Origin of the sequence: Pseudomonas sp. B21-053 (genome assembly GCF_026016365.1) — a bacterium.
GTDB classification, from domain to species: Bacteria; Pseudomonadota; Gammaproteobacteria; order Pseudomonadales; family Pseudomonadaceae; genus Aquipseudomonas; species Aquipseudomonas nunensis.
Genome location: NZ_CP087205.1, coordinates 902,784 through 915,548 on the forward strand (window position 1 = coordinate 902,784; position 12,765 = coordinate 915,548).

At 58.6% G+C, this 12,765-nt stretch carries 9 protein-coding genes; all 9 read left to right on the forward strand.

The window, feature by feature from the left end; all coding sequences use genetic code 11:
• The first annotated feature begins 138 nt into the window (after positions 1 to 138).
• The 9 genes from LOY68_RS04055 to LOY68_RS04095 all read left to right on the forward strand — a co-directional run bounded on the left by LOY68_RS04055 (position 139) and on the right by LOY68_RS04095 (position 12,764).
• Positions 139 to 4,245, forward strand: a complete 4,107-nt coding sequence (locus LOY68_RS04055) for a phage tail tape measure protein (protein ID WP_265043067.1) — start codon at positions 139 to 141, stop codon at positions 4,243 to 4,245.
• Positions 4,245 to 4,589 carry a phage tail protein gene (locus LOY68_RS04060; protein WP_265043069.1) on the forward strand — a complete coding sequence of 115 codons (345 nt, stop codon included), beginning with the start codon at positions 4,245 to 4,247 and terminating at the stop codon, positions 4,587 to 4,589. Before LOY68_RS04055 ends, LOY68_RS04060 begins: the two co-directional genes overlap by 1 nt.
• Before the next feature lie 54 nt (positions 4,590 to 4,643).
• Positions 4,644 to 5,345, forward strand: coding sequence for a phage minor tail protein L (locus tag LOY68_RS04065; RefSeq protein ID WP_265043070.1), 702 nt, complete (start codon positions 4,644 to 4,646; stop codon positions 5,343 to 5,345).
• A 2-nt stretch (positions 5,346 to 5,347) separates the two neighbouring features.
• Complete coding sequence (locus LOY68_RS04070) at positions 5,348 to 6,130, forward strand: C40 family peptidase (protein WP_265043072.1); 783 nt, start codon at positions 5,348 to 5,350, stop codon at positions 6,128 to 6,130.
• On the forward strand, positions 6,127 to 6,711 hold the full coding sequence (locus LOY68_RS04075) for a tail assembly protein (RefSeq protein WP_265043074.1): 585 nt from the start codon (positions 6,127 to 6,129) through the stop codon (positions 6,709 to 6,711). The genes LOY68_RS04070 and LOY68_RS04075 overlap by 4 nt, the downstream gene beginning before the upstream one ends.
• 38 nt (positions 6,712 to 6,749) lie before the next feature.
• Complete coding sequence (locus LOY68_RS04080; protein ID WP_265043076.1) at positions 6,750 to 10,508, forward strand: phage tail protein; 3,759 nt, start codon at positions 6,750 to 6,752, stop codon at positions 10,506 to 10,508.
• A 50-nt stretch (positions 10,509 to 10,558) separates the two neighbouring features.
• Positions 10,559 to 10,807 carry a hypothetical protein gene (locus tag LOY68_RS04085; protein WP_265043078.1) on the forward strand — a complete coding sequence of 83 codons (249 nt, stop codon included), beginning with the start codon at positions 10,559 to 10,561 and terminating at the stop codon, positions 10,805 to 10,807.
• Complete coding sequence (locus LOY68_RS04090; protein WP_265043080.1) at positions 10,808 to 11,704, forward strand: hypothetical protein; 897 nt, start codon at positions 10,808 to 10,810, stop codon at positions 11,702 to 11,704.
• Positions 11,705 to 11,765: 61 nt separating this feature from the next.
• Entirely contained in the window at positions 11,766 to 12,764 is a 999-nt protein-coding gene (locus LOY68_RS04095) for a phage tail protein (RefSeq protein ID WP_265043082.1), read from the forward strand.
• The last annotated feature ends 1 nt before the right edge of the window (position 12,765 follow it).

Here is a 12,765-nt window from a genome sequence, read left to right on the forward strand (position 1 = left end):
GGGAAGGTCTTGGTGCGCCGATATATCAAACAGGGCGTTAGACCTTTTTAACGCGGATGTTCAAGGCTTCGCCAAGTAAATCACCGAAAAAACAGGAAACCCACTTCGGTGGGTTTTTTTATGCCTGGAGGAAAGTAAATGGCGTCAAGATCGCTCGGAACTCTGACGCTGGATCTTATTGCGCGAATCGGCGGATTTCGGCAGGACATGGATCAAGCGTCACGATCAGTGACTCGCACTGGTGCTGCCGCTGATGCCGCATCCGCAAGAGTAAACGCACTTCAGGGGCAGTTTCTTTCCCTTTCCAGTGCTGCGGCAAGCCTGGCAGGCCCACTGGCATCAGCTTTCAGCTTGAGCGCGATTTACAGTGCCTCAGAGGCATACACCAAGCTGACCAGCAGGCTGAAGCTGGTGACGGAGAGCTCGGCGGAACTGGCTACCGCGCAAAATGCGGTTTTCGCCATCGCCCAGAGCGCTTATCAGCCTCTAAGCTCTACTGCCGAGCTGTATCAGCGGATTGCGACCAACCAGAAAGAATTGAAACTGACTGGCGAGGGCGTGGCTGGTGTGGTTGGCACGATCAGCAAGACTCTAGCCATCTCGGGTGCATCTGCGGCCTCGGCCGACGCCGCATTGGTCCAGCTGGGGCAGGCGTTCGCGTCTGGCGTTCTGCGAGGTGAAGAGCTCAACAGCGTCATGGAGCAGGCGCCGGCACTGGCTCAAGCTATTGCTGCAGGGATGGGCAAAACAGTAGGTGAGCTACGCGCGCTTGGTGCAGAGGGGAAGCTCACCGCCGATGCGGTCGTAAAAGCTTTGCAGGCGCAAGAAAAGGCCGTTGGAGACCTTTTCAGCAAGACTGCGGTAACGATCGGCAACAGCATCACGGCTACTGCAAACTCGCTCACCCAGTTCATCGGCAGAATGGACCAAGCGAGCGGGGTCAGCGCTGCAATCTCGGCGAATATCGTCAAGGTCTCGAAATCAATTGATGGGCTGACCAAAGATTTCGCGGCAACTTCGAAAACATTCGAGCAGGTATCGAGCGCTGCCGAAACGCTGGCTTACATTTTTGGCGCCAAGCTCGCTCTTTCCACCGGCCAGGCCGTAATCAGTTTTGCGGCAGCCACCAAAGCTTCAATCCAACAGGCGGGCGCACTCGTTTACAGCGCGGCCGCCACCTGGAAGAGCGTAGAGGCGGATGCGGCTACGGCTCGGCAAATGCTCGCCACCACCCAGGCCAGGCAAACCGATGCAAAGGTACTGCTCGAGCGGGCAAATCTTGAGATATTGGCCGCCGAGCAGAAAGTCGCAGCCGACCGACTTCGTCAACAGTCAGAAATCAACAACCTGAAAACCGTCCAGACAACACTGGCGGCAGAGAGGGTTTTGGAAGAGCAGCGTCTCGCCGCTCAAATTTCTGAGGAGGGCCGGGCGGCTGCTCGCAACAGAATGGCGCTCGCGCGCCTGGATGAAGTGGCCATTATCAGGCAGATCCAGGCGGCAGAAGCCGGACTTGCAGCGACGAGCGCCGCGACCTCGGCAGATATTCAGGCCGGGTATGCGTTGCGCAGCGCCGCTGCCGCCGGTTACGCGGAAACCACTTTGGCAGCAAATGCTGCTGTGAAAGCGTCGGAGCGAGCCGCAGCTGCGGCGAGCATCACCACTCGCTCAGTCGGTGCGTTGACTACCGCGGGCGCCGGACTTATGGGGCTTCTCACGGGGCCGGTCGGGATGATCGCGATGACGGCGCTGGTCGCTGCTTCGTTTATCGACTTCGGCGGGTCTGCGGACAAAGCAAGCAAGTCGCTCATCGACCATAACAGCACGCTTGATCAGTCGATTCAAAAGTACAAAGAACTCAGCGCCGAGCAGCAACGTTATCAGCTTGATAGTTGGGGGAAGGGCCGCAAAGAAGCATTGAGCGCGGCCGCTGGAGATCTCAATGAGTACGCGGTAAAAACCCGCGTAACGTTGAACACGATCACTGGAGACAGGGCTGAGTATCAAAAGCAACTCAGCCGCATGCTTGATGAGGTAAAAGCGGGCACTCGTCCTCTTGATAGCGTCACCGAGTGGGCAAAGGAAAGCGTCCAGCTGCATCCTGCCGTGATTAAGCAACTAACTGAAATTTCCGCCGGGTACTCCGCGAACTCGAAAGAGGCCGCGAATTACAGCGCCAAGCTTGACGGCGTAGATGCGTCTACCAGAGCTGCTTCCGCAAGCGCGAGAGGCCTTGCCGATGTTCAATCTCAAACCGGTGGACAGACCAAAGGGCAAATCGCCGATTGGGAAAAATATGTTGCCAAGCTGATCGAGACCCGCGACCTGTTTGGGGCGAATGCGGAGGCGCAGGCGGCGTACGCGGCTGATCAAATGGGGCTTACCGCGCAGCAACGCGAACAGGCAAAGGTCATTTCACAGCAGAAGGACGTGCTCGAGAAATACCGGGATGCGGTCAAGGAGAACGACAAGGTCCAGCAGGAGGCCCTTAAGAAACAACTGATCGGTCTATACACCGCCGAACAAGCTGCCGTGGATGCCGCGGCGGCGGCAAAAAAGGCGCATGAAGACTCCGCCAAAGCAGCTACTGATAGTGCCACCACCCAGATCGATCAAATGCGTCGGGTGATCGAAGCGGCCAGCAATATCTCCAAAAATGCAGCCTTCCTGACAGGGCGCAACATACTGCTCGCCCCGCCACCACAAGCGGATGTCACAGGCCGAAGCATGGTGCTTCCTGGTGTTGAGACCCCGAGCGCGGGTATTGATCCGAGAAAAGATGCTGTTACCCGGGCCAACGCTGCCATTGCACGGATCAGCGAAACAACTGACCCGAATAAAGGCCAGAAGAAGTACCAGGAAGACGCTGCGCAAAAGGTTCTTGATCAAGCCCGTCAGCAGTACGCGGTGCTGAAGGAGCAATCCACTTTGCTGGATGCTCAGAAGGGTGATGTTGAAAAAATCGGTGCCGCTTCTCGCGAGTTGATCAAGTGGGAGCAGGAGCTCTCTGACCTAAAGTCGAAGAAGACACTTACCTCCGAGCAGAAATCGTTACTCGCCAAACAAGAGTCGATCACGGCTGACCTGAAGCGCAACGCAGTTTTAGAAAAGGAAATCGAACTACGCAAGATCGCGAACGAGGAAGAGAAAAAGTTTGCTTCATTTCAAGCAAGCGTCAGCGAGAACAATCTTTCCGCAAGGGCGGGTTTCAATCAGCAGCTCGCAGGAGCTGGCCAAGGTGATAAGCGCCGTGCGCAGTTGCAGGAAATGCTTGCTATCGAGCAGGACTTCAACAAACAACAGCGCGAACTGGTGCTCCAGCGCAACAGCGATGACATCAGCCAGGAACTTTACGACAAGGAAACCGCCAAGCTGAGCGAGGCGTTAGCCGGTCGCCTAGTTATTCAGCAGGACTATTACAACCAGCTGGATGATGCTCAATCGAATTGGATGGACGGTGTTAGCAGTGCCTGGCAGAACTATGTTGAAGCGGCTCAGGATTATTCCTCGCAAGCTGCCGAGGCAACGGCTTCGGTTCTGAACGGCGCAACCAGCAGCCTGAGCACCTTCCTTTCCGATGTAGCGAGCGGTGCTGAGTCTGCCGGTGACGCCTTGGGCGACCTGGTCGCTAACTTCGCCAAATCTACGTTGCAGGCCCTGTCTGACATGGCTGCGCAATGGTTGATATACCAGGCAGTGCAACTGCTGGTAGGCAAGACGACGCAGGCAAGCGCCGTACCTACCTTGGTGGCCAACGCGCAAGCGACAGCCTTCCAGGCAAGTCTCGCGGCGTTTGCTTCGACTGCTGCGATTCCAATTGTTGGTCCTGCTGCGGCACCGGGCGCCGCTGCCGCTGCTGCCGCGGCGACCGCCCCTATGGTTGCCGGTGTTGCCAGCGCAGCGCTGGCAGGTATGGCGCACGACGGTATGGGCAATATCCCCAAAGAGGGGACCTGGTTGCTTGATGGCGGTGAGCGGGTTGTTGCTCCAGCACAGAACAAGGACCTCACCAATTTCCTGGCCCGCCAAACCGCTGCGACGGACAGCGTAGGAGAGGGGGCCGGCGGTGGCGGTCGTGGCGGCATCACGATCAACGCACCAGTGAACGTACAGGCCCAACCGGGTACCAGTGATGCTGATGCGCGCCGACAGGGTGAAATGGCCGGCGAGGGTTTGACGGCGACGATCCGTCGAGTTCTCCAGGGCGAGATGGGGCAGGGCGGTTTGCTTTGGAGGCGAGTCTGATGTTGGAAACATTCAACTACTGCGCCCAGCTCGGCGCCGATGGCGAGGTGACCCAGAACACCTGGGAAAACGATTTCGGCGATGGTTACACCCAGGCTGGCGGCATTGGCATCAACACCAAACGGCAAACCTGGAACATGACGTACAGCGGCCTATTGGCGCCGGGCTTTGACCTGAAAGGCGTTTGGGAATTCCTCGATCGCCACGAAGGCTACAAGTCGTTTCTCTGGACGCCACCCGGTGGCGTCCAGGGCCGGTACCGATGCAACGGCTACAAGCCGCGGCCTCTTGGGGCAGGCCTTTACACGCTGACCTTCATCTTCAAGCAGGTCTACAACCCCTGACTTACCTTTCAATCGAGCCCCGCCTAGTGCGGGGCTTTCTGTTTCTGGAGGCTCATGAATTACAACGCTGATATCCAGAAGCTCGAGCCAGGCAATCAGATCCGGCTGTTCGAGCTCGACGCCACACGCCTGGGCGCGAATCTCTGGCGCTTCCATGGCCACACGCAAGAGGGCGACATCATCTGGCAGGGCCAGGTTTATTCACCGCTTCAGATCACCGCTAAGGGATTTGATATTCGCGGCGATGGGCGACCCGCAACCCCGACACTTCAGGTGGCCAACGAACTGGGCGGCATTCCCGGCGCCATCACTGCGTTGTGCTTGCAGTTCCGTGACCTGGCTGGCGCGAAGGTTCGAGTCATCGAGACGTTCCGCCACTTCCTGGACGCGGCCAACTTCCCCGAGGGAAATCCCAACGCGAGCGACCAGAGCAAGATCAACCTCTGGTACATCGAGCAGAAGACCGAAGAAAGTCGAGCCGCAGTGGTGTTCTCGTTGTCGAGCCCCACGGACATGGAAGGGCAGCAACTCCCGTCGCAGCAGATCACCAAACTATGCCGCTGGGCCTGCCGTGGCGGCTACCGGGGGGAGGCCTGTGCCTACATGGGCGGTGCCATGTTCACCAAGAAGAACGAACCCACCGACAACCCTGCGCTCGATCGCTGCGGCGGCTGGTGGAGCAGCTGCAAGTTGCGGGGCAACACCCGGCGTTTCGGCGGATCAATGGGCGCCAGTTTGATCACCAGTTCGAGGTAACCATGCGCATCAACAAACAGTTGCAGGACGCGATTCGCGCCCACGCGGAACGCGCGTACCCGGCTGAAGCCTGCGGCCTGCTGATCAGTACCGCCGGTGGCCGTGAGTATTTTCCATGCGCCAATCTCGCGAAGACCGACCGGGAAAATTTCCAGATTTGCGAGCGGGACCAGGCCGCCGCCGAGGACCGCGGCGAAGTGCTGGCGATCATTCACAGCCACCCGGACAAGGCGCCGACGCCGAGCATGGCTGATCGTGTCAGTTGCGAGCTGCACGAATTGCCGTGGGGCATCATTGGTTGGCCGGGCGGGGATTTCGAATGGTTCAAACCTACGGGCTTCCAAGCCCCGTTGCTGGGTCGGGACTTCTCTCACGGCCTGCTGGATTGCTGGACGGCCTGTCGTGACTGGTACGCGCGGGAGGCGGGCCTGCAACTGCCCAACTTCGAGCGGCAGGACCTGTGGTGGGAAGACGAAGCCGGCCCGAGCCTCTACGAGGACAACTTCAAGGCCGCCGGCTTCTACCAGGTCAGCGAGGCGCGGCGCGGCGACATGCTGGTTTTGCAGATACCGACCCCGGGGCGCAACTGCTTTCATCCCAACCACGCGGCGATCTACCTGGGTGATGAGGCCGCGCTGGTCAGCGAGCCGGCGGCCACTTTGGGCGGCGCCGGGCCATTCATCTACCACCACATGCCCGGGCGCCTTGCCAGTCGTGAAATCTACGGCTGGTCACAGGCCAACCGATTGCGGCTGATTCTTCGGCACAAGGACTATCGCCCATGAAACGCACTATCAAACTCGGTGGCGTGCTGGGTAAGCGTTTCGGCCGCCAGTACACCCTCGACATCCATGGCGTGCGCGATGCAGTGAGCGCGCTGTGCAACATGAAGCCCGGCTTCGAGCAGTTCCTGCGCCAGGCGGAAGAGCGTGGTCTCGTCTTCGCCGTGTTCGTCGATGAACGAAACATCGCTGAGGCCGAGCTTGACCTGAAGGACTCCAGCGCCGGCGACATCCGAATCATGCCGATCATTCAGGGCAGCAAGCAGTCAGGCATGTTTCAAACCCTGCTCGGTGTGGCGCTAATCGTGGCGGGGATGTTCAGCGGTGGTACGACTACGGGCCTGGGTATGGCGCTGTTGGCCGGTGGTGCTGCTGTGGGCCTGGGCGGCGTGGTGCAGATGTTGTCGCCCACGACCAAGGCCAACACCAGCGACAAAAACGAAGACGGCAACAATCCCAGCTACGGCTTCGGCGGTGCGGTCACCACCATCGCCCAGGGCAACCCTTATCCGCTGCTCTATGGCGAACGAGAGATCGGCGGGGCCGTCGAGTCTGGCGGGATCTACACCCAAGACAATATTTAACTACCCGCTTCGGCGGGTTTTTGCATTCTGGAGGGCGCATGAGCGCAGTAGCAAAGAAGGCGCCGCGAGCCGCCCCAAGAAAGCGTCGGCCCGTTGCTGGTAGCAAGGGCGGCGAAGCCAAGCAGAAACAGCCGAGCATCGCCTCGAACAGCGTGCCCTCAATTGCCACTGCGCGGATCGTTTACCTCTGGAGTTGGGGGCCGATCGTTGGTCTGGTGAACGGGCTTCGCTCGCTCAAGCTCGACGGTACGCCGGTACAAGCCGAGGACGGCACGCTCAACTTCCCGGGTGTGAAATGGCAGTTCCGTTCCGGTGAATTGAACCAGACCCGTCTTGAAGGGATTTCCGAGGCGAGTAACGAAATCTCCGTCAGTCAGGAGTTGATCAGCACCACTCCCTGGCTGCACACCATCAACAACTCGCTGATCGATGCCGTCCGGATCCGCCTCGCGTGGCCACAGCTGCAAAGTCAGGACGCCAGTGGCAACCTGAACGGCGTCCGAATCGAGTACTCCGTTGAGGTTTCGACTGATAACGGCCCGTACTTGCCAGCTCTGAGTTCTTTCGTTGACCGCAAGAACGTCACCAAATACGAGCGCTCGCACCGAATAGAGTTACCCGCCGGCAGTCGCTGGACGATTCGCGTCCGCCGCCTGACGCCAGAGGCGAACAGCTCGCTGGTGCAAGACGGGATGCTGATCGAGGCCATTGCCGAGGTGGTCGACAGCGATCAGGAATATCCACTGACCTCCGTGGGTTGCCTGGAGTATGACGCCCAGCAATTCGGCGGCGATATCGCCAAGGTCGCGGCCTTGATGCGTGGTCGCATTATTCGTGTCCCGGCCAACTATGACGCCGTGACCCGCACTTACCGCACCAGCGGCGCCGGGACCAGCAACGGGGTTTGGGACGGCACCTTTCAGGAAGCCTATACCAACAATCCGGCCTGGATCTTTTACGACCTGGTGCTGCATCCGTACTACGGCCTGGGCGAGCGCATCGACGCGACCATGGTTGATCGCTGGTCGCTGTATCGCATTGGCCAGTATTGCGACCAGATGGTGCCGGATGGCAAAGGCGGCCTGCAGCCGCGCTACACCCTCAACTTGTATTTCCAGAAACAAGCCGACGCCTACGCTGTACTGCAGGATCTGGCGCAAAGCTTTCATGGCATGTCCTACTGGGACGGCAGCCAAATTGTCGTCAACGCCGACATGCCTGGCGATCCGGTTTACACATACAGCCCTTCGCAGATACTCAATAACGGTGAAATCAAATACGAGGGTACCCGTGCGCGCGATCGGCACACCCTGGCCATGGTCGCCTGGGACAACCCCGATCAGGGGTTCGAGACTGACAAGGAGCCGGTATTCGACGACGACGCCATGGCAGAGCTGGGCATGGTGCGTGAGCTATCCATCGATGCCATCGGCTGTACGTCGCTGGGTCAGGCTCAGCGCGCCGGACAATGGGCGCTGCTGACCGAGCAGCTGCAAACACGCGGCGCGACTATGCGCGTGGGTCTGGACGGGCAAATTCCAAAACCCGGTCAAGTAATCGCGCTCGCCGACCCTGCGTTGGCCGGTCGCGCAAACGGTGGGCGTATCTCAGCTGTCGCCGGACGGGTCATCACCTTGGACCGTGATACGTCGGTGCCGGCTGGCGCCCGGTTGTTCGTCAACCTGCCCAGCGGCAAGTCAGAGGCGCGAGTGGTCAAGTCTGCGGCCGGTCGAGCAATCACTGTCATGGCGGATTACAGCGAAGTGCCGGAGGCCGAGTGTGGATGGGCGCTCGATTACGACGACCTGAAGCTGATGCAGTTCTACGTACGGAACGTGACGCGTCCGGAGTGGCACCAGTTCCAGTTGGAAATGATTCAGCATGAGCCGAGCAAATTCAACGCGATCGACTTCGGTGCTGTAGTTGATATTCGGCCAATCACCGGCATTCCGATTGGCACGCAGGCCGCACCGGCTCGGGTGCTGCTCAGTCAGCACGTTGTGGTAGAGCAAGGCATCGCAGTCACCATCATGACTATCGCCTGGGACGCGGCCCCAGGTGCTGTGGGTTACGACGTTGAATGGCGCTGGGGCGCTCGTGAGTGGATAAAGGTTCCGCGCACTGGCGAACTGGTCGTAGACGTGCGCGGGATCTACTCCGGTCAGTATTTAGCCCGGGTTCGCGCCGTCAGCGCGATGAATGTTTCTTCAATCCCGACGAACTCGGTTTTGACCGATTTGACGGGTAAGGCCGGTTTGCCGCCAGCAGTGTCGTTTCTGACGGCAGCTTCGCTGCTGTTTGGCATTGGCCTGAAATGGGGGTTTCCCGCAGGCGCCGAGGACACCCAGCGCACCGAGATCTGGCATGGACCGGTCAACAACCTGGGCGCGGCCACCAAGCTGGCAGACCTGGCCTACCCGCAAAGCGATTACGCGATGCAGAGCCTGTTGGCGGGCACCACGCTCTTCTTCTGGGCGCGCCTGGTGGATCGCACCGGCAACATCGGTCCGTTCTATCCAGTGGTCAATGGAGTGATGGGGCAGGCGAGTAGTGACGCTGGGCCGGTTCTGGATTTGCTCAAAGACAAGCTGACAGAAAGCCAGTTCGGTCAGCACTTGCTGGGCCGGATCGATTTGATCGACGGCGACGGGCCTGGCTCGGTCAACGAGCGGCTCAGCGAACTGCAAGATGAGATCGGCAACCTGGTGGATGCTCTCGTCTATGTGCCGACTGATCCCTACGTGCGAGACAACACAGTTCGGGTTGGTGACAATCTTTGGACCTCTATCGTTAATGTCCCGGCCGCTGCTGATGGATCGAATGGCCCACCAAACCCGACGTACTGGGTAAACAGCGGTCAATCAATACGCACGGCGAACGGCCTCGCGGCGCAGGTGACCAAGAACACGGCCGACATCTCAACGGTCGACGGCAAGACAACCTCCACCGCCAGCCAGCTCCAGGCATTGCAGGCTTCTTCTCGCGGTGATGATGGAAGCGGGGATTTGCTGGATGCATTGAATGGCTGGCAAGCCACCGCGAGCTACGCGCAAGAGGTTCGCGTGCGAACCGAGCAGGACTTTGCGCAAACGCAGCGCATTACCTCCCTCGATTCTCGCGTAGGAACGAGCGAGTCGAAGATCACTATCGTCGAGACGGCGATGGCGAGTAATCAGCTCTCGATCTCCCAGCAGGTCGAGACGCTGAAGGCTTCGGTCGGAAGTAATCAGGCGGCTATCCAGTCGGAGGTCACTGCCAGGTCTGACGCGGTTGGTGCTCTCTCAACGCGAGTTGATACGGCGCAAGCCAAAGCGGATGGGGCGAGCGTGGCTGTTCAGGAGACGACCAGCGCACTGGCAAGCACCAACGGCAAACTGGCGGCTATCTGGTCGGTACGGATGGAGCTGACCGCGGGTGGCCAGCCGTATGCGGCCGGTTTCGGCCTGGGTCTGGAAAGCGGCGCCGCTGGCACCACTTCGCAGTTTGTGGTGCGGGCGGACACCTTCTTGGTGATGAACACCAACACCCAAAACCCGATCTCGTTCTTCGGAATCACTGGTGGCCAGACGTTTATTCGGGACGCATTTATTCAGGATGGCTCGATCACCAACGCCAAGATCGGCGATTACATCTGCTCAACGAACTATCAGTTCGGCCTGACCGGCTGGGCCATCTTCAAGAACGGAGGTTTTGAAATGAACGGGCAAGGTGCGGGCCAGGCCCGAATAGCGATCAACAACAGTTCAGTGAAGCTTTACCACTCGAACGGCAACCTCGCAATCAACCTTAGCGTATGACGGGACTAACTACCTATGACGCCTCCGGGCGTCTGCTGGTCGATATGACCATGAACATTAGCCAGATGCAGAGCTACGTCGATACTGGCGGTGCGAATGGCTCCACTGCCATCCAGCCGCCTCCAGCGGGGAAGACCCAGTATTACATCATTGTTCCGCTTGTGGATTTACAGCTTGAGAAAGGCAAGAAGCCAGGTGTAACGCTTGGGAGCGGATCGATGTCGTGGGTGTACTCCTACTCAACGCTGGGGTGGGGGTATTTCTCGGCCAACTGCCGAATTTTTTACGGGTATTACTAAATGGCGAATCTTCAGGCTTTCAAAGAGAACGGGCAGATTCTTTTTGACACCAATTTGATTTGCTATGGATTGGTTAAGAGCGGGAACATGTCTTACATCCACTCGTGGACGCGCAAGGAATTCATTCGACAAGGGGAGGACCCTAACTACGGAGTTAACTGGTCGGCAACCACCGCCATCGCTACGCCGAACTTTGCCGACCAAATCCATGGGTTTACGGTTGTCAATCCAATATCGCCAATTGCTTTTATAACTGGCTCTGGCTGCCTTGTTGGTACACAGGTGGCGGGGAACGCCATGACGTTTTACTACACAAACGCCAGTCCGAGCACAAAGTTCTATTGCTTCGATTTGATGGCAGATAACATGTCAGGCACTACGTTTCTAAAAACATATGACTCGTTAGGTCGAATTACATTTAACTCTTTGCAGCCTCCACTTAACGTTGTAGGGGCCGTCCAAGCCCCGGGTGTTGGAGCCTTGGACGGTTTTGGACGCTATTACACCTGTTACGCCGGCGGCTCCAATCGCCAGCGACAGGCTAATGGCAACGTAGGCGGTATCGTCTACGTGGCGCAGGCCGATTCTTATGTCAATGTCCCAATAGGAGCCGCCGAGTATGCTGCTTATCTCCCCTGGTCGCGCTCATGCCAAATAAATGATTTGTATCCTGCTGCTGGCGGCTTTTCCCAATTCGCCGTCTACTCCGGCAGTGAGGGCGCCTATGGTTATAACGGAGGCATTACTTTTATGTTCGGGGCCACGGGAGGAACAACTACAACTAGACCTAACACTTCAGGTTACGGATCCCCGGTGTCTTTCTCCAATATCCCCACTGACCGCTACCCTGTTGCCTTGGTAATTAAGTCCGATAACTATCCATTCCCCTTCAACTGATCTCTTAAGTCATTCAATCCGCTCATCGCGGGATCCTTATTCAAGTTAAAAGGACGGCTCTATGCCTTGGTCTAAATCCGGGACGGTCTACGTTACTCAAAATTCGAATGCTGTAATCGGTACCGGGACCGCGTTTCTCTCCAACGGCCGGGTAGGTGATGCTTTCCGTGGGCCTGACGGTGGCTGGTACGAAGTAACCAACATCGCGAGTGACGCGGCGATTTCTATCGACCCGCCTTACAAAGGCGCCACCAATGCGGCTGGCGGCTATGCGCTGGCGCCGATGCAAGGGTATGTGAAGGATTCAGCCGACGCGTTGCGGGGGCTGGTCAACACTTACGGCCAGAAGCTCGGAGCGCTCGGCACCACCGGCAACTACGATACTTTGCCCGTAACCAAGGGCGGCACTGGAGTTGCAGTGAGCAGCTCGGCGGAGTTGCTGAGCAGCCTCGGCGCTATGCCGGTCGCCGGAGGGGCATTTGCCCCATCCTTCAACTCCCTGAAAGTGGTCGCCGGCGCGATGCCGGCATCCCAAGGTGGTTATGTCGGCTGGAACGAAACCAACGGCAGCAACCTGTCGGGCGCGGTGTCGTTCACCTGCAACCAAGGTGGCGGCACCGGTGGGTTTAGTTGGCGCACGGTGAACCAGGCCAACAACGCCGGTGGCCCGTTCATGACCTACTCCTATGCGGGCGTGCTCAATGTCCCGGTGGGACTCCAGTTAGCCGGCAGAAATGTCGTAGAGAGCGGCTCGAATACCAATGGTAACTGGGTGCGCTTTGCCGACGGCACGCAGATTTGCTCCTGCACAACGGGCGCGATTGGCGCGACAACGGTTAATGGCAACTCCTGGATAAGCGCCGCAGCGACATGGACATTTCCTGCAGCGTTCGTTGCTGGATCAGAGCCGGTCGTGACCGGAAGCCAGAATTCGGCGCTGGGGGTGATCGGGTTGAACAGCGCGCCTTCGCCTACCGGAGTGAGCTGGTCGCGTATCGCATTCTTCAATGACACCACAGCCCGCGCCTCGCGCCTTATGGCCTTTGGTCGCTGGTACTAAT